Origin of the sequence: Blautia sp. 1001283B150304_161114_C9, from assembly GCF_015668165.1 — a bacterium.
Taxonomy (GTDB): Bacteria; Bacillota; Clostridia; order Lachnospirales; family Lachnospiraceae; genus Blautia_A; species Blautia_A wexlerae.
Genome location: NZ_JADPGO010000002.1, coordinates 135,335 through 154,812 on the forward strand (window position 1 = coordinate 135,335; position 19,478 = coordinate 154,812).

General features: G+C 40.7%; 15 protein-coding genes. 12 read left to right on the forward strand and 3 right to left on the reverse strand.

The features are described from left to right. The first annotated feature begins 23 nt into the window (after positions 1-23). The 7 genes from I4V44_RS01900 to I4V44_RS01930 all read left to right on the forward strand — a co-directional run bounded on the left by I4V44_RS01900 (position 24) and on the right by I4V44_RS01930 (position 9,397). Entirely contained in the window at positions 24-1,319 is a 1,296-nt protein-coding gene (locus tag I4V44_RS01900) for a homoserine dehydrogenase (RefSeq protein WP_196002221.1), read from the forward strand. Between the two features lie 195 nt (positions 1,320-1,514). Next, complete coding sequence (gpmI, locus tag I4V44_RS01905) at positions 1,515-3,056, forward strand: 2,3-bisphosphoglycerate-independent phosphoglycerate mutase (protein ID WP_055057372.1); 1,542 nt, start codon at positions 1,515-1,517, stop codon at positions 3,054-3,056. Between the two features lie 245 nt (positions 3,057-3,301). Next, positions 3,302-4,642, forward strand: coding sequence for an MATE family efflux transporter (locus I4V44_RS01910; RefSeq protein WP_118585605.1), 1,341 nt, complete (start codon positions 3,302-3,304; stop codon positions 4,640-4,642). A 295-nt stretch (positions 4,643-4,937) separates the two neighbouring features. Further along, positions 4,938-6,503 (forward strand): L,D-transpeptidase family protein, encoded by a 1,566-nt coding sequence (locus I4V44_RS01915; protein WP_196002222.1) that lies wholly within the window; start codon positions 4,938-4,940, stop codon positions 6,501-6,503. Between the two features lie 176 nt (positions 6,504-6,679). Further along, positions 6,680-6,976 carry a DUF3784 domain-containing protein gene (locus I4V44_RS01920; RefSeq protein WP_008704043.1) on the forward strand — a complete coding sequence of 99 codons (297 nt, stop codon included), beginning with the start codon at positions 6,680-6,682 and terminating at the stop codon, positions 6,974-6,976. 346 nt (positions 6,977-7,322) lie between these two features. Further along, on the forward strand, positions 7,323-8,384 hold the full coding sequence (mutY, locus tag I4V44_RS01925; protein WP_196002223.1) for an A/G-specific adenine glycosylase: 1,062 nt from the start codon (positions 7,323-7,325) through the stop codon (positions 8,382-8,384). Continuing rightward, positions 8,381-9,397, forward strand: a complete 1,017-nt coding sequence (locus I4V44_RS01930; protein WP_196002224.1) for a glycosyltransferase family 2 protein — start codon at positions 8,381-8,383, stop codon at positions 9,395-9,397. The genes mutY and I4V44_RS01930 overlap by 4 nt, the downstream gene beginning before the upstream one ends. Before the next feature lie 128 nt (positions 9,398-9,525). On the opposite strand, the gene I4V44_RS01935 is transcribed toward I4V44_RS01930, so the two are convergent. Further along, complete coding sequence (locus tag I4V44_RS01935; RefSeq protein ID WP_022381018.1) at positions 9,526-10,209, reverse strand: phosphatase PAP2 family protein; 684 nt, start codon at positions 10,207-10,209, stop codon at positions 9,526-9,528. 305 nt (positions 10,210-10,514) lie between these two features. On the opposite strand from I4V44_RS01935, the gene I4V44_RS01940 reads away from it, so the two are divergent. From I4V44_RS01940 to I4V44_RS01955, 4 genes are all read left to right on the forward strand, one after another. Further along, on the forward strand, positions 10,515-11,183 hold the full coding sequence (locus I4V44_RS01940) for a response regulator transcription factor (RefSeq protein ID WP_008704038.1): 669 nt from the start codon (positions 10,515-10,517) through the stop codon (positions 11,181-11,183). 211 nt (positions 11,184-11,394) lie between these two features. Then, positions 11,395-13,599, forward strand: a complete 2,205-nt coding sequence (locus tag I4V44_RS01945; RefSeq protein WP_196002225.1) for a DNA topoisomerase III — start codon at positions 11,395-11,397, stop codon at positions 13,597-13,599. A 26-nt stretch (positions 13,600-13,625) separates the two neighbouring features. Beyond that, positions 13,626-14,003: a DUF6483 family protein gene (locus I4V44_RS01950; RefSeq protein ID WP_118571550.1), complete on the forward strand. Its 378-nt coding sequence runs from the start codon at positions 13,626-13,628 to the stop codon at positions 14,001-14,003. Further along, positions 14,003-14,671 carry a YkgJ family cysteine cluster protein gene (locus I4V44_RS01955; protein WP_118758977.1) on the forward strand — a complete coding sequence of 223 codons (669 nt, stop codon included), beginning with the start codon at positions 14,003-14,005 and terminating at the stop codon, positions 14,669-14,671. The genes I4V44_RS01950 and I4V44_RS01955 overlap by 1 nt, the downstream gene beginning before the upstream one ends. Before the next feature lie 158 nt (positions 14,672-14,829). On the opposite strand, the gene fliB is transcribed toward I4V44_RS01955, so the two are convergent. Continuing rightward, the gene (gene fliB / locus I4V44_RS01960; RefSeq protein ID WP_196002226.1) at positions 14,830-16,032 is read right to left on the reverse strand and encodes a flagellin lysine-N-methylase; all 1,203 of its coding nucleotides are present in this window, start codon (positions 16,030-16,032) and stop codon (positions 14,830-14,832) included. Between the two features lie 4 nt (positions 16,033-16,036). Further along, entirely contained in the window at positions 16,037-16,876 is an 840-nt protein-coding gene (locus I4V44_RS01965; protein ID WP_196002227.1) for an AraC family transcriptional regulator, read from the reverse strand. Positions 16,877-17,247: 371 nt separating this feature from the next. Between I4V44_RS01965 and gnpA the strand changes: the two genes are divergently transcribed. Next, the gene (gene gnpA / locus I4V44_RS01970) at positions 17,248-19,404 is read left to right on the forward strand and encodes a 1,3-beta-galactosyl-N-acetylhexosamine phosphorylase (RefSeq protein ID WP_118669950.1); all 2,157 of its coding nucleotides are present in this window, start codon (positions 17,248-17,250) and stop codon (positions 19,402-19,404) included. Positions 19,405-19,478 lie beyond the last annotated feature (74 nt).

The following is a 19,478-nucleotide window of genomic DNA, read 5'->3' on the forward strand; positions in this document are numbered from 1 at the left end:
AAACGAAAGGGGAATCCTGCAAAATGAATGAAAATGTCATCAAAGCCGCACTGTTAGGATTTGGAACAGTAGGAACAGGTGTATATAAGGTACTGAAGAATCAGGAAAAGGAAATGTCGGCCAAGATTGGCTGTAAAGTTGAGATAAAGAAAATCCTTGTGAGAAATATAGAGAAGGCAGCAGCGAAGATAGAAGATGCCTCTTTGCTCACCAGCCAGTGGGATGAGATTATAAATGATCCGGAGATTGAGATTGTGATTGAACTGATGGGTGGGATTAATCCTGCAAAAGAGTATATCCTTTCTGCATTAAAAGCCGGTAAGCATGTAGTCTCTGCAAACAAGGATCTGATCGCAGTACATGGTCATGAGCTTCTGGATGCGGCACATGAGAGTAAAGTGGATTTTCTGTTTGAAGCAGCAGTAGCAGGTGGTATTCCAATCATCAGACCATTGAAACAGTGTCTGGCAGGAAATTACATGACAGAAGTTATGGGTATTGTAAACGGAACCACAAACTTTATTCTGACAAAGATGACTCAGGAAGGCATGGAGTTTAAGGATGCCCTGGCACTTGCAACAGAACTTGGATATGCGGAGGCTGATCCGACTGCTGATATCGAAGGTCTGGATGCAGGACGTAAGGTAGCAATCCTTGCATCTGTGGCATTTAATTCACGTGTGGTATTTAACGATGTATATACAGAGGGAATTGCCAAGATCACATCAAAAGATATTCATTATGCGAAAGAAATGGGACGTGATATCAAGCTTCTGGGTGTTGCAAGAAACGAAGCAGACGGAATTGAAGCATATGTGTGCCCGATGCTGATCCCCAGTTCCCATCCGCTTGCAACTGTAAATGATTCCTATAATGCAGTATTTGTCCATGGAGATGCAGTGGAGGATGCCATGTTCTTCGGAAGAGGAGCAGGAGAACTTCCTACAGCCAGTGCAGTTGTGGGTGATGTATTTGATATTGTGAGAAATATTCTTGCGGGATGCTGCGGCAGAATCGGATGTACCTGTTACAAGAATATCCCTGTTAAGAAAATGGAAGATACACATAACCGTTATTTCCTCCGTCTCAAAGTAGAGGATCGCTGCGGTGTTCTTGCCGAGATGACTGCTATTTTTGCCAAATATCAGGTCAGTGTTGCACAGATTATCCAGAAAGATACCAAGGTGGAAGGGTGTGCGGAAGTAGTTGTGATCACTGAGAAGGTAAGAGAAGGTGATTTCAGAACTGCCATCGAAGAACTGAGAAACAGGGATTCCGTAAGAAAGATTTCAACGATCATTCGTGTATATGGAAAATAAGTTACTGTTCTTTTCATATATATATAGTAATGAAAATGAAACAGATACAAAAAAAGAATTGAAAAATCCTGAGATTTTGATACTATATAAGAGATATCAGATACAAAAGTCTTATTGTGCAGAGATGATCAGTTTTCTGCTCCTGATATCAGCAAAACAGTTATCAATTATGAATAAACATAAAAGGAGAACATTATGAGCAAAAAACCAACCGTATTAATGATTCTTGATGGATATGGTCTGAATGACAAAAAGGAAGGAAACGCTGTATATTTGGCTAAAACACCGGTTATGGACAAGCTGATGGCAGAATATCCATTTGTAAAAGGAAACGCAAGCGGACTGGCAGTAGGTCTTCCGGACGGACAGATGGGTAATTCTGAAGTAGGACATATGAATATGGGCGCAGGCCGTATCGTATATCAGGAACTTACCAGAATCACAAAAGAAATCCAGGACGGTGATTTCTTTAAGAATGAAGCTCTTCTTGCAGCAATGAAGAACGCAAAAGAGAATAACTCTGCAGTACATTTCATGGGACTTCTTTCTGATGGTGGTGTGCACAGTCATAATACACATCTTTATGGATTACTTGAGATGGCTAAGAGAGAGGGCGTTGAGAAGGTTTACGTACATTGTTTCCTTGACGGTCGTGACACACCTCCTGCATCAGGTAAAGAGTTTGTAGAGGCTCTTGAAGCAGAGATGAAGAAGATCGGTGTAGGTGAGATTGCTACTGTTTCCGGACGTTACTATGCGATGGATCGTGATAACCGCTGGGATCGTGTAGAACTGGCATATAATGCTCTTACATCAGGAGAAGGCGTAAAAGGAACAGATGCCCCGGCAGCAGTTCAGGCTTCCTATGATAATGATAAGACAGATGAGTTTGTTCTTCCTACAGTTATCGAGAAAGACGGACAGCCGACAGGTGTTGTATCTGATAAAGATTCTGTTGTATTCTTTAACTTCCGTCCTGACCGCGCACGTGAGATCACAAGAGCATTCTGTGATGATGATTTCCAGGGATTTGAAAGAAAAGCAAGACCACAGGTTACTTTCGTATGCTTTACAGATTACGATGATACCATTCAGAATAAACAGGTTGCATTCCACAAGGTTCAGCTTCACAATACATTTGGCGAGTATCTTGCAGCGCACAATATGACTCAGGCGCGTATTGCTGAAACAGAGAAATATGCACATGTTACATTCTTCTTCAATGGCGGTGTGGAAGAGCCGAACAAAGGAGAGGACAGAATCCTGGTTAAATCTCCAAAGGTTGCAACTTACGATCTTCAGCCGGAAATGAGTGCACCTCAGGTTTGCGGAAAACTGGTAGATGCGATCAAATCTGACAAATATGATGTGATTGTGATTAACTTTGCAAACCCGGATATGGTTGGACATACAGGCGTACAGGAAGCTGCCATCAAAGCAGTGGAAACTGTTGATGAATGTGTTGGCAAAGCAGTAGAGGCTCTTAAAGAAGTGGACGGACAGATGTTTATCTGTGCTGACCATGGAAATGCAGAACAGCTGATCGACTATGAGACAGGTGCTCCGTGGACTGCACATACAACAAATCCTGTACCATTCATTCTTGTAAATGCAGATCCGAAATACACACTGCGCGAGAACGGATGTCTTGCAGATATCGTTCCTACACTGATCCAGCTTATGGGAATGGAACAGCCTGTAGAAATGACAGGAAAATCTCTTCTTGTAGAGAAATAATATAATACAAAAACTGTGAGAACTGCTTGGCAGACATCAGCAGTTCGTGATATTGACGAAACCCTCTGACACAAATCAGAGGGTTTTTTGTTTGTTTTTGGTGATTATGTAGAAAATCATGGAATTAAAAAACACATCTTGAAATGGAAAATTTTTTCAACTATAATCGCTCTGATATCTGATAAAACAGATATCGAAAACAGCAAATAAAGAGGATTAAAAAAGGATTGGGAGGGTTTATTGGAATGCAGACAGACATGACAGTTGGGAAACCAATGAAGATGATACTTGACTTTACGATACCTGTATTTATAGGTAATGTATTCCAGCAGTTTTACAACATGGCAGATGCCATAATCGTAGGAAAATTTGTAGGAACAAAAGGGCTGGCAGCGGTTGGTTCAACAGGAACGATCATGTTTCTGATCATAGGTTTTCTTACGGGACTGACAGCCGGTTTTACAGTTCTGACCTCACAGAAATTCGGTGCAGGAAAGATGGATGAGATGCGTCAGTCAGTGGGAAATGCGGCATTACTTTCAATTATCATTTCGGTTATAATGACGGCTGTCAGTATGGTGGGGATGCACTCGCTTCTGACATTAATGCATACACCAGAGGATATTTTTCAGGATGCATATACCTACATTATGATCATATGCGGAGGTATTTTTGCACAGGTATTATATAATATCCTGGCCAGTATTCTGAGAGCACTGGGAAACAGTAAGACACCCTTGTATTTCCTGATTCTGGCGGCACTTTTGAATATAGTACTTGACCTGACGTTTATTATTGTTTTCCATATGGGAGTCGCCGGGGCTGCCTGGGCAACGATCACAGCACAGGGAGTATCCGGAGTGCTTTGCCTGATTTATATCATAAAATACGTACCGGAATTGAGACTGAAGGCGGATGACTGGAGATTTCGTTCAGAGATTGCCAAAAAAGAAATTCTTGTGGGCATTCCCATGGGACTGCAGTATTCCATCACTGCGATCGGAACCATGATGGTACAGTCTGCACTGAATATTCTTGGTTCCTATGCAGTGGCGGCATTTACGGCAGGAAATAAGATTGAGAATATTTTTACCCAGGCATATGTTGCAATCGGAACAACAATGGCAACATATAATGCACAGAATATAGGAGCGCGTAAACTGGACAGAGTCAGACAGGGATTTAACAGTGCGCATATTATAGGAATTACCTATGCCATTGTTACAGGTGTGATTATTTTCTTCTTTGGCAAATATTTGTCTTATCTGTTTATTTCAGATAATGCCGCAGAAGTCATTCCTATGGTTGATACTTATGTGAAATGCGTGGCAGTATTTTTCATACCACTTCACTTTGTCAATGCACTCAGGAATGGTATCCAGGGCATGGGATACGGACTGCTTCCCATGCTTGCCGGTGTTGCAGAACTGGCAGGACGTGGAATCACTGCTATGGTCGCGGCAGCTCATAAGAGTTACTTTGGAGCATGTATGGCCAGTCCGATGGCATGGGTGCTTGCCGGAGGACTTTTGATCGTCATGTATTTCTATGTGATGAAGGATATGAAACGCAGACTTGGCCTGTAAAAATAAGAAAAATCACAAGGGATTTGCCAAAGAAAACATTTTTCGGGGATATTACCTGCAAACAGTAATAAAAAATGAGAAAAAGGTGAATAGTAGGTGCAAATTGGAAGAATTATGTTATAATGAAACATGCAGCGCAGGTTTATGTGATCAGTACATAAACTCTGTGTATTGTGAAGCGTATTATTAAGAATTATAGCAAGCCTCTTAATTAACCGAATCAACAGTAATATGATTCAGAAGTAATAGGCTTCAGGAAAAATGAACGGTAACATTTATGTTGAGGAGAAAATAGATGGGCAACAAAGAGGAAAAAAACAACACAGTCCCAAATGGCAGTACGGAAACAACTGGCAGACGCCATAAATCCGCAAGACCGGGGAGAATTTCGTATGTACCGATCAGTGATGAAGATCTTGCACCTTATGAACCACCCGTTCGTAAGAAGCATAAAGGATTAAAAATTACAGGAATCGCAGTGGCAATGGTTATTGTAAGTGCCGGAGCCGCATATGCAGGTATGTCATATTATTATTCGGATAAATTCTTTGAAGGAACATCGATCAATGGCATTGACTGTTCAGGTAAAACTGCTTATGAGGCAGAACAGAAGCTTGCGAAGACAGTAGAGAACTATTCCATAGAGGTTGATTCCAGAAATCTGGATCCGCAGACGATCAGCGGAGATCAGATCGGCTATAGTTATGTTTCTGATGGAAGTGTTCTGAAACTTCTGAAAGATCAGAAACCTTATGAATGGATCAGAGGTTTTTTTGAAAAGAAGAGCTATACAGCCGCTGAGAACACGACTTACGATAAAGAAAAGCTGAAAAAACAGGTGAAGGCACTTAACTGTGCACAGAAAGAGAATCAGGTAGCTCCTGAGAATGCATATGTCGCATATGGAGATTCGCAGTTTGAGATTGTTCCGGAGACAGAGGGAAGTAAGCTGGATTTGAAAAATGCTTATAACGTGCTTTCGGAAGCTGTTTCGGGAAATAAAACTTCGGTTGATTTCGACAGTGAGCCGGACGTGTATGTAAAAGCAGATATTACCAGCGACAATCCGGATCTGCAGGCGTCTCTTAATGCATGTAACAATTTTACAAAAGCAAGCATTACGTATACTTTTGGAGATGAAACGGAAACCCTGGATGGAAATACGATCAAGGACTGGCTGAATTTTGATGAAAAAGGACAGCTGATCATGGATGATACATCTTTCAGACAGCACATCGCAGATTATGTGGCGCAGCTTGCAGCGGCCCATGATACGGTGGGAACTGAAAGAGAGTTCCAGACAACAAGTGGGAGAACTGTCAGTGTATACGGTTCTGCATATGGATGGCAGATAGACCAGGCTTCAGAGGTTGCACAGCTGACACAGGAAATCCAGTCAGGGACACAGACAACCAGAGAGCCGGTTTATTCTATGACAGCCAATGCACATGGTTACAATGATATAGGAAATACTTATATTGAAGTGGATCTGTCCGAACAGCATATGTATTTCTACCAGAACGGAGAAGATATCTTTGAGTCAGATATTGTTTCCGGTGATATGAGATATTCTGACCGTCAGACTCCGGCCGGTATTTATACGATTTATTATAAGAAGAGCCCGGATGTGCTCAGAGGTAAACAGCTGGCAAATGGTAAATACGAATATGAACAGCCGGTAACGTACTGGATGCCGTTTAATGGCGGTATTGGTTTCCATGATGCAAACTGGCAGCCATACTTTGGTGGAGATCGTTTCATGGAAGGCGGTTCGCATGGATGTATCAATATGCCACCGGAGAAAGCAGCAGAACTTTATAATATTATTGACTGCAATATTCCAATCGTATGTTTCTATTAATATTGATCAGGAATTACTTTTCTGTAATCTTTTAATTGGAGGCATTGAACAGTTTTCTGAAAAATAAAAACAGGTATGGATATTCCGGGATCATTGTATACGAAACAATAGTCCCGGATTTCTATAAAAAGAAAAAAGGTTCTGTATGGTAAAATGCAGAAAGAAAGGGGAAAGTTATGAATTTTGATTCTTTAAACATCATACTGACAATTGCCGCTTTCATAGTAGGAATAATGCTTCTGACAGGACATGGGGATATTTTCCTGAAAGGTGGAAACTCGGACATCAGTAAGAAGCTTTATGATGAAGAGAAGATGGCAAAAGCAAGTGGAGTTGCGCTTATTTTGATTGGCGTTGTTTCTGCTATAGATCTTTTTACTACAGCACTGGCCTTTAAAATAGCTTACATAGCAGCACTTCTGATCATTATTGTCGGGCTTGTGTGTTATTTGAGATTAAAATGTAAAAAATAATGAATAAAGCAAGAAGGATCGAGACACAGTAAAATGGTTACTGTTCACACACCACTATCCCGCGAGGTGTTTTGGCATGAATATGCCAAAATCCCGAGACATACACGCCAAAATTCAATTGCCGCAGGCAATCTGGAATGAATTTTGGCTATGTTACTGAGAACGGAGTGAACAGTAACGTAAAATGTGTACGGTCCTTTTTATTTTTATGTATTAGCGTTTTTTTCTGTTTTGTGATAAAATGACATGCAGGCCAAAATTCAATTGTCGCAGGCAATCTGAAATGAATTTTGGCAGCGTTACTGAGAACGGAGTGAACAGTAAATAAACGAGGAAAAGATAAATTATGGTACTTGAAGAGATTGTGCGGCCTCTGGTAAAATGGTACAGGGATAATAAGAGGATTCTTCCATGGAGAGATAAGGACAATGCTTATTATACATGGGTGTCGGAGATTATGCTGCAGCAAACCAGAGTGGAGGCAGTGAAACCCTATTTTCAGAGATTTATCACAGAACTCCCGGATATTCAGTCACTGGCGAAATGTCCTGAAGAGAAACTTCTGAAGTTATGGGAGGGACTGGGATATTATAATCGCGTCCGGAACATGCAGGAAGCGGCGAAAACTGTAGAAGATGAATATAATGGCAGACTGCCTGAAGATTATCGGGCACTTTTGTCGTTAAAGGGAATAGGAAGTTATACAGCCGGTGCCATTGCATCGATCGCATATGGGGAAAAGGTTCCGGCTGTAGACGGGAATGTACTGCGTGTGATTTCCAGAATTACAGAGAGTACGGAAGACATCAGCCGGCAGTCTGTCCGCAGAAAAATAGAACAGCAGGTTTCGCAGATCATGCCCTCAGATTGTCCGGGAGACTTTAATCAGGCACTGATGGAACTGGGAGCTGTGATATGTGTTCCCAACGGTCAGGCGAAATGTGCAGAATGTCCGATTGCATTTACCTGTCTGGCTCACAGACATGATAAAGAGGATATGATTCCTGTAAAAACACCTAAGAAAGCCAGAACACAGGACAACAGGACTGTGTTTATCATTCAGGACGGAGAATGCACAGCTATCAGGAAAAGACCTGAGAAAGGACTTTTGGCAGGCTTATATGAACTGCCAAATATTCAGGGACATTTAAAAAACGAAGATGCGCTTTTGTACGTAAAAGAGTTGGGACTTGATCCATTATATATAGAAGAACTTCCGCCTGCGAAACATATTTTCTCCCATATTGAATGGAGAATGCAGGCATACAGAATAAAGGTATCATCCCTAAAGACAACACAGGATAAAGAACTCATTTTTGTAAGTAAAGAACAGTCAGGTAAACAATACGCAATTCCATCTGCTTTTGGAGCGTATGCAAAGTATATCAAGGAGGAAAGAACAAGATGAAACTGTTAAGTATTGCGATTCCATGTTATAATTCCCAGGATTATATGGAGAATTGTATAGAGTCATTACTGGTGGGAGGAGAAGAAGTAGAGATTCTTATAGTAGATGACGGATCTTCTGACAGAACTGCCGAGATTGCAGATGACTATGCCAGGAAATATCCTACAATTGTAAAGGCAATCCATCAGGAAAATGGTGGTCATGGAGAAGCTGTCAATGCAGGGATCAGAAATGCTACAGGATTGTATTTCAAGGTAGTGGATAGTGATGACTGGGTAAATAAAGAAGCGTATGTACAGATTTTGAAAACTTTATATGAACTGCTCAGAGGTCCACAGACAGTTGACCTTCTGATCAGTAATTTTGTATATGAGAAACAGGGCGCAACCCGTAAGAAAATCATGCAGTACCGCAAATGCCTGCCGCAGGACAGAATATTTGGATGGGAAGAAGTGAAACATATGCCGAAAGGTAAATATCTTCTGATGCACTCCATGATCTATCGTACAAAACTGCTTCATGAATGCAATCTGGAACTGCCGAAGCATACATTTTATGTAGATAATCTATTTGCTTTTGAACCTCTTCCGTATGTAAAGAATCTGTATTATCTGGATGTGAATTTCTACCGTTATTTTATCGGGAGAGATGACCAGTCTGTAAATGAGAAAGTGATGATCAAACGTATTGACCAGCAGATCCGGGTAAACAAACTCATGGTAGATGCATATATCAACTGTAAAAATACAAATAAGCAGTTGAAAGCGTATATGTTCAGCTATCTGGATATTATTACAACTATTTCTTCCATTATGCTGATACGTGCCAATACAGAAGAGTCCCTTCAGAAGAAGAAAGAACTTCTGGAATATATCAGGACAGAGAATAAACAGGTATACAGAAAACTGCGTCACAGTCTTTTCGGAAGAGTTATGAACCTTCCGGGAAGAAGTGGAAGAAAAATGTCAGTGGCAGCCTACAAAATCAGCCAGAAATTCTATGGATTTAACTGATGTGTAAAAGCTTCACATCCGGATATCGGTTTTGGGAAAATATTTTATGAAATTGTTATAACTGTAAAAAAGCAGAATCTCTGAAAGACAAAAATGTATTTCAAAGATTCTGCTTTTTTTAAATCTTTCTAATTCTCGCTCTTTTTTCTCTTTACTTCTCTAAAGCAGACAGATTCAGAAGAAACGGAAACTCTTCTCGGATAAAAAACCAGAAAGCCAAACAATGCAAGTGTTGCACCCATGCATACATCGATCACAGAATGCTGTTTCAGGAACATGGTGGACATGATGATCAGCGCGGTCAGGGTGAAAGATGCTGCTTTTATAAATTTTTTATTTCGCAGTGTTTCGCAGTTTGTAAGCGACATATGTATTGCAAGAGAGTTGAACACATGAATGCTGGGCAGGATATTCGTAGGAGTATCTGTACTGTACAGCCATTTTACTATATCTGTGAAGATATTGTCTCTTGGAAATTCGGTCGGACGTATGTGCTGAGCATTTGGATAAACATAGGAAACAATCAGGAAAACAGTCATTCCCATCATAAGATTAAATGCCAGCTGATAGTATTCATGTTTGTTTTTGTTAAAAAATATAAAATAAATCACAGCCAGAATCATGTATGGAAACCACAGCATATAAGGAACGATAAAGAATTCACAAAATGGAATCCAGTCATCAAATACTGTATGTACGATATGATAGCTGTGAACCGGTCTGTGCTCCAGGTAACTGAAGAGCAGGATATAAATGATGCTGTAAACAGCAATCACAAGTCCATGCCGGTATTTGGAAATAAAACGTTTCAAAATTTCACCTTCTTTGGAGAATTATTTCATACCATACCATATCATAACATCTTCATACTGCTTTTACAAATAAATTTTCTCATAAAGTATATAAAAATTTTATAAAAAAATTCTCAATAAAGTGTAGCGTTTTACAAAGTTTTAACATAAAGCAGAACAAAGATTTTACGGCTTTTTATTATACTGATATCAACTGAGCCGGAGAAATTATAGTGATTTTCGAAAATGTCATGTTGTTTCCGGAGATTGTATACTGGTTTCGGCTTATGGCATTCAGCAAATAATTGTAAATGGAGAACAAAAAAATGATATATTTGGTAGAAGATGATGAGAGTATACGTGAACTGGTGATTTATACATTGAAAAGTCAGGGATTTGAAGCAAAAGGATTTGAAAGACCTTCTCACTTCTGGAAAGCCCTGGAAAAGGAAAAACCTGCACTTCTGCTCCTTGATGTGATGCTGCCGGAAGAGGATGGGATTTCCATATTGAAGAAATTGCGTATGCGTCCGGATACACGTAAACTTCCTATTATCATGCTGACAGCAAAAAGCAGTGAATATGATACAGTGGTAGGTCTTGACAGCGGGGCAGATGACTATATTCCAAAACCATTCCGCATGATGGAACTGATCTCAAGGATCCGCGCATTATTAAGAAGAACAGAAGATGACGGCGCAGAAGAATATCGGACAGGAAACCTTTATGTCTGCCCTTCCAGACATATTGCAACTGTAGATAAAAAGAATGTAAATCTTACATTAAAAGAATATGAAGTATTATGTCTGCTTCTGAAAAACAGCGGAACTGTACTTTCCAGAACCCAGCTTCTGAATCAGGTCTGGGGGTATGAATTCGACGGAGAGAGCAGAACCGTTGATGTACATATCCGAACACTGAGACAAAAACTGGGAAGTGCCGGTGAGCTGGTGGAGACAGTTCGTGGAGTCGGATATAAAATTAATATGAAATAAAGTTAAAGAATAACTGGAAACAGGAATTTATCTATGCTATACTTTTAAATATGAGAATTGCAGGAGTTGCAAAGAGCAAAGCAAAATAGCTTTTGATCCTGACATCTTAAATATAAGCAGATGCCAAAAATAAATGGACAGCTGCCCGAAATCAACGGTCAGGGATATCAGAAACCCTGACTGTAGATTTTTATAAGGAGTTATTTATTTTATGAAATCATTAGTAATAGCAGAGAAACCTTCTGTTGCCAGAGATATTGCCAGAGTACTTCACTGTACACAGAAAGGAAATGGTACTCTTGAGGGAAAAGATTACGTAGTCACCTGGGCACTTGGACACCTTGTTACGCTGGCAGATCCTGAGGAATACGATAAGAAGTATATGAAATGGGAAATATCCACACTTCCCATGATGCCGAATCGAATGAAGCTGGTAGTTATTCGACAGACCGGTAAACAGTACAATGCAGTAAAAACGCAGCTGTACAGAAAAGACATAAACGATATTATAATAGCCACAGATGCCGGAAGAGAAGGTGAACTGGTAGCCCGCTGGATTCTTGACAAAGCAGACTGTCATAAACCAATCCGCAGACTGTGGATTTCTTCAGTTACAGACAAAGCTATCAAAGAAGGATTCGGAAATCTGAAAAACGGACATGAGTATGATAATCTGTACAGAGCAGCTGTGGCAAGAGCGGAAGCTGACTGGCTGGTGGGAATGAACGGTACAAGGGCACTTACCTGTAAATATAATGCCCAGCTTTCCTGCGGGCGTGTACAGACTCCTACACTGGCGATGATCGCGAAACGGGAAGAAGAGATACGGGCATTTAAGCCGAAGGAATATTACGGAATCACCCTGAAAGCAGGTGATATCACCTGGACATGGAAGGAACCAAAGAGTAAGAGCTTCAGAACTTTTAATAAAGAACGGGCAGAGGAGATTTCCGATGTTCTCAGAAATCAGTCTCTGAAAGTAACTTCCGTAACCAGCAAAGAGAAAAAATCCTTTGCACCGGGTTTGTATGACCTGACCACACTGCAGAGAGAGGCAAATCGGAAATATGGATATTCTGCAAAGCAGACTCTGAATATCATGCAGCGTCTGTATGAAAATCACAAAGTACTCACTTATCCGAGGACAGATTCCAGATATATTGGAAAGGATATTGTTCCTACAATTAAAGAACGACTGAAAGCCTGCGCAACAGGACCGTACAGAAAACTGGCAGGCGCACTGATGAATCAGCCTGTTCGTGTAAATGGAAGTTTTGTGGATGATAAAAAGGTCAGCGACCATCATGCAATTATCCCTACGGAGCAGTTTGTGCAGCTTGACCATATGACAAATGAAGAACGTAAGATTTACGATATGGTAGTTCGCAGATTCCTCAGTGTGCTGTATCCGCCTTTTGTTTATGAACAGGTGAGCATGGAGGGAATTGTTGCTGGAGAACTTTTTGCTGCCAGCGGGAAAGTTGTAAAAAGTGCCGGATGGAAAGATGTGTATGAAAATACGGACGACACTGAAGAGGATGAGGATACTGCTGACGATGCGCAGAAACTGAAAGATCAGAAGCTTCCACAGATGAAGAAAGGTGAGAGACTGCATATAGAGAATGTATCCATGAATACAGGAAGGACAAAGCCACCTGCAAGATTCACAGAAGCAACGCTTCTTGCAGCAATGGAGAATCCGGTGCGCTATATGGAGAGTCATGATACAAAGGCAGCGAAAACTCTCGGTGAGACAGGTGGTCTGGGGACAGTTGCTACAAGGGCCGATATTATTGAGAAACTGTTTAACAGCTTTCTGATGGAGAAAAAAGGCAATGAAATCCATCTGACCTCCAAGGCAAAGCAGCTTCTGGAACTGGTACCCGAGGAACTGCGTAAGCCGGAACTGACCGCAGACTGGGAGATGAAGCTTGGAAATATTGCAAAGGGTAAAATGAAACAGGAAACCTTCCTGAAAGAAATCAGGAACTATACCTGTGACATTGTAGATGAGATCAAAACCGGACAGGGAACTTTTCGTCATGACAATCTCACAAACAAGATCTGTCCGAACTGCGGAAAGAAGCTTTTGGCAGTTAACGGAAAGAATGCAAAGATGCTGGTATGTCAGGACAGAGAGTGCGGTTATAAAGAAACCCTGTCCAGAACTACCAATGCCCGTTGTCCCAAGTGTCATAAACGTATGGAAATGTATGTGAAAGGCAAAGAAGAGACATTTATCTGTGCCTGCGGCTATAAAGAAAAGCTTTCTGCTTTTCAGGCGAGAAGAGCCAAAGAGGGAGCAGGAGTTAATAAGCGTGATGTTCAGAAATACATGAGACAACAGCAGAAAGAAGCCAAAGAGCCGGTGAATAATGCATTTGCACAGGCACTGGCGGGATTAAAACTGGAATGATTAAATAAAGAAGGGAAGATAACATTATGGCAGTACAGGATGATCATATGATAAGAAATATTCAGGATGTAGGAAGGCTGATCGCAAAGCTTCTGCTTCATGAGCAGCAGCCCAATTACAAACTTCCTGAAAATAAGGAAGATTACACAGAGGCAGATAAGCTTTTTTCAACTGTTATGAAGCTGGCAGAAGAAGGAAAGATCAATGAAGCAGAGAACGAATTGTACATGGGTATGGTTGAAGACGATGTAGATTATCTGGAACTGGCACTGACTTTTTATCTGTATCTGAATGATATGGATGGAGATTTCCTGGATGATAATGATTATTCCAGGGAGGAAGTTCTGGAAGGTATGAAAGATCTTGCTTCAGACTGGGGAGTTACAGGACTGGAGGCTTTCTGATGCGAAGAGAACAGACACTGGAAGAGATTTCAGACGGAAAGTTATATGATTCCAATGACATGGTAAAGGCAGACTGTCACGATTGCGAAGGATGCTGTGACTGCTGTCAGGGAATGGGAGATTCTGTGATCCTGGATCCATATGATGTACACAGATTATCTGTGGGACTTAAGAAGCCTGTGGAACAGCTTCTGCAGGAATGTCTGGAACTGGGAGTATCAGACGGCAATATCCTGCCTCATCTCCGGATGACAGGTGAAAAAGAACAATGTGTATTTCTGAATAAAGAGGGCCGTTGCAGTATTCATGCTGTCAGACCAGGCTTCTGCAGACTGTTTCCTCTGGGAAGACTTTATGAAGATGGGGGATTTAAATATATTCTTCAGATCCATGAATGTCCCAAAACAAACAGAAGTAAGATCAAGGTAAAAAAATGGATCGATACACCGGATCTGAAAAATTATGAGAAATTTGTCAATGACTGGCATTATTTTCTGCTGGATGTACAGGAAGTACTGTACAATGCTGAGGATCCAGATCTGATCAGAAATCTGAACCTCTTTGTGGTGAACAGATTCTATCTCAAACCATATGATCAAAATCAGGATTTCTACCTACAGTTTTATGAGAGACTGAAAGAAGGAAAAGAATTGCTGGCACTGGCCTGAGTGTGGTTGAAAAATGCTTTGGCGATAAAAACCTTGCTGTACAGAACAATATTCGTATAAAGATATTTTCTGTACAGTAAGGTTTTTTTACAAAGCATAAATGTTCATCTGACTATCTGAGGTGTCAGATGACACAGATAAGACAGGAAAAGTATGCATCAGCAGATCTTCAGCAGATTTTCAAAGGAGAAAATCTCTTTTTCAGACATTAATTCTTCAAATCTGTTCAGGTTAAGATCTGAGTGTTCCAGTTCTCTTGAAAACTGATAACAGATACGGATCTGGTCATCCAGCTTAAACTGCCGGTTGTTTTTCAGATAGGTTCCCACATTTAATTCATGGATGAACAGGGTGCACACAACTGCCATTTTCACCTTGGCGAAGATTTCATCATCATAAACTGCACCGCAGAAATAGGTATAGATCCAGTAAACAAGAAGCTGTTCTTCCTGAACCTGCCAGTCAGGATAAGAGAAATCAAATTCACTTTTCTGCCAGGAATAAAGATTTCCGGAGTCAGACTGCGGATCTGTATTTCCATTATACAGTGGAGTCAGACAATTCTTTAAGTATTCCTGCCATCCCGGGCGCAGAACCTCCATTTCCGGGACAACAGTTTTCCACATTTTTTTAAATAATTGTTCTGGTGTATTTGCACAGGCAGATGCAGCAGAACAGCTTTCTATGTTATCTGCATTTATACGAGAGTAAATTTTGCTGCAAAATCCATCTCCGTATCCGGAATCTTCATGTCGTTTTCGTATTTCTTCCCATTTAAAGAGTTCATTTTTATTTACACATAACTGGAAATCATGTGCAGCAGCCAGAAGTTTCCACAGACGTTTCTGCATAGGTACAGCTCTGTCCTGGATGACATCTATGAGCATATCCCGGGTGTCCATAAGTGCAGTGAACAGAAAATAATCAAAGTCATCATAGACTTCTTCTTTTGTCTTTTTTTCTTTTGTGATAAAGTGTACCTTTTCTTTTTGGGAAAGTAAGATCCTTGCTGCCTCAGGACAGGAGAGCGACAGGGAAATCTCACGCAGACCTTCAAATTCTTCAATATGTCTCGGATAATTTCTGCAGGTTCTGCAGAACATTTCCGGTCCTGCTTCTGTGTAGATATCACACAGGTTCTCTTCGTTAAGAAAAGCACAGCGCCTGTTATACTGGCGGAAAACATGTTCTTTCCAGTCAATATCATTGTGCAGGCGATTGCGGAACGGACCTTTAAAGTGTTGGTATTTTTTCAGTGTCTGATCGTCAATCACGATCTGCCATCCTGCGCAGCAGGTATCCGGACAGGCTCCTGCAATACAGGAAAATTCTTTATAGTAGTTTGGAAATGTGTATTGCATAATGTTAAATAGTATCCTTTCTTTTTTTCTTAAGTTTACGGTAAGTTCCTGCAGTCATGCCACAGGATTTGCGAAAGCTCTGGGAGAGATAACTCTGAGAGGAGAATCCTGTGAGATGTGCAATATCTGAAATCCCGTAATCAGTATTTTCCAGAAGTTCTTTACATACCTCGATTCGCTTTCTGTTTAGATAGTTCATAGGAGAAATCCCATAATATTTGGTAAATTCATGGCTGAGATAATACTTGTTCAGGTGGCTGATGGCAGACAGATGATCAAGAGAGATGTTTTCTCCGTAATTAGAATCAAGATATCGCTTGATATGTGCACATTCCTTGCTTGGATGTTGTGCAGTGATCAGTTCAAAAGGAGAATCTGTGATCCGCTGAAGCTGAAGGATCAGAATATTAAGCATATGTCTGCAGATTTTTTCGTACCCTTCCGATTGATTATCCAGTTCTTGAAACAGAGCATTAAAGTAAAAAAGCAGATCTGTTTTCTTTTTTCTGCAGTTAAAGATGCGATATTCTTTCTGATCATTAAAAGAGAAAGATAATCCGTCTACGCCCACTGTGAAATAGCTGAGAGGTGGGTTTCCTCTGGAAATTTCAGTGTGATTAATGTGAGGGTTAACAATGATCAGGTCATCTTTTGAAATAGGGTAGATTTCATCTTCAAGCAGAAATTCCCCCTGTCCGTCCCGCACATAAAATAATTCAGTGAATGCATGGGAGTGGGGAATGCTTGGCCAGTCACCTTCATAGAGGGAAGAAGATGCATTCAGAAGTGTGACCTCCTGTGGAGCAGTATCTTCAGGGCTGAAGCGAAGAGAATGTGTACTCATAAAAAAGTTCCTCCTCCATAATTTAGTGATTTTGTCTAATGCAAAAGAGCGAACAAAAATAATAGAGGGAATCTGTTCTGCATTTAGTTGTTATGATTGGACTAAATGCATAAAAAAACTTTGAAAAATAAAAAAATATAGGGTATTATAATCAAAAACAGAATTCCTTTCAAAATTTTCGATAACATTTTTTATATAATATCACAATTTGATTTGTACAGCAAGATTTCTAAAAAACAAAGCAAAAAGAGAATTGAAAATGTTTTGGAAAGAACGTATTCTATAGACAGATAAGGCGCAAGAAAGAGCAGAATCAGGTCAGATAAGTAAAAAGTAAGACAGGTTTATACAGAGAGAGGAGACAAACAACAATGAAAAAAGGTCGTGTAACAATACCAACCAATCTGGACGTAGTGCCACAGACACTGGAGATACTGGATGAATGGGGTGCAGATGCGATTCGTGACTGTGACGGAACAGAATTTCCGAAGGAATTAAAAGATACTGGCTCCAAGATATATGCAACCTATTATACAACCCGTAAGGATAATGAATGGGCAAAGGCACATCCTGAGGAAATCCAGCAGATGTATATCATGACATCCTTCCATACAGCAACAGAGGATAAGCTGAAAATTCATCTGATGGATCATTTATATCCGGATATGCTGGCGGTGAATACAAGAGATGATATCTACAGATGGTGGGAAGTTATAGACCGTACTACCGGGGAACCGGTATCAACAGAGCTGTGGAGCTATGATGAAGAAACCGGTAATGTAGTGATCAGAGCTGCAAAGCTGTTTCATGAATACACTGTAAGCTTCCTGGCATATATCATGTGGGATCCGGTACACATGTACAATGCAGTAGTAAATGACTGGAAAGATGTGGAACCGCAGATTACATTTGATGTGCGCCAGCCGAAAACAAAAGCTTATTCCCTGGAACGTCTGCGCAGATTTCTGGATACTCATGAGTATGTGGATGTTGTGCGCTTTACTACATTTTTCCATCAGTTTACTCTTATATTTGATGAACTTGCAAGAGAGAAATATGTAGACTGGTTTGGCTATTCCGCTTCAGTCAGCCCATATATTCTGGAGCAGTTTGAGAAAGAAGTGGGTTATCCTTTCAGACCGGAATATATCATTGACCAGGGATACATGAACAATACCTACCGGATTCCCTCAAAAGAATTCAAAGATTTTCAGGCATTTCAGAGACGTGAAGTTGCGAAACTTGCCAAAGAGATGGTAGATATCGTACATGAATACGGAAAAGAAGCCATGATGTTTATGGGAGATCACTGGATTGGCATGGAACCGTTTATGGACGAATTTGCATCCATCGGACTGGATGCTGTAGTTGGAAGTGTTGGAAATGGTGCGACATTGCGTCTATTCAGTGATATTAAGAATGTAAAATATACAGAAGGAAGATTCCTGCCATACTTTTTCCCGGATACATTCCATGAAGGCGGCGATCCTGTAAAGGAGGCAAAAGTGAACTGGGTAACAGCAAGAAGAGCAATCCTTCGAAGCCCGATCCAGAGAATCGGATACGGCGGATATCTGAAACTTGCCCTGGAATTCCCGGATTTTGTACAGTACATCAAAGAAGTCTGCGAAGAGTTCCGCACTTTATATGATAACATTCAGGGAACGACTCCTTATTGCGTAAAACGGGTAGCAGTCCTGAACTGTTGGGGAAAGATGCGCTCATGGGGTAACCATATGGTACATCACGCCATCTATTACAAACAGAATTATTCTTATTTCGGAATTATCGAAGCATTAAGCGGCGCACCGTTTGATGTATCATTTATCAGCTTTGACGATATCAAAGCAGACAAAGATCTTCTGAAGAAATTTGACGTAGTGATCAATGTAGGAGATGCGGACACTGCACAGTCAGGCGGCGAGAACTGGATCGACGAAACAATCATCACAGCAGTCAGAGAATATGTATATAATGGCGGTGGATTTATCGGTGTAGGAGAACCGGCAGCACATCAGTGGCAGGGCAGATTCATTCAGTTAGATGATGTACTTGGAGTAGAAGAAGAACATGGATTTAACCTGAATACAGATAAATATAACTGGGAAGAACACAGAGATCATTTCATCCTTAAAGATGCAGAAGGCGAGGTTGATTTCGGTGAAGGTAAGAAGAACATTTATGCCTTGCCGGAAACAGAAATCTTAATCCAGAAAGACCAGGAAGTGCAGATGGCTGTAAAGACTTTCGGTAAAGGAAGAGGCGTTTATATCAGCGGACTTCCGTACAGCTTCAAGAACAGCCGCGTGCTTTATCGTGCAGTCCTTTGGTCAGCATCCGCAGAGGAAGAACTTCACTGCTGGTATTCAACCAACTACAATGTAGAAGTACATGCTTACGTAAAAAATGGAAAATACTGCGTAGTCAACAACACTTACGAACCACAGGATACAGTAGTTTACAGAGGTGATGGAAGCAGCTTCCGGTTACATATGGAGGCAAATGAGATCAAATGGTATCAGATATGAAAGATATCGGATAGATTTTATCTGTAAAATAGATTGAAAAGAAAGTCAGTGAAGAAATAACAGAACAGGTTCAG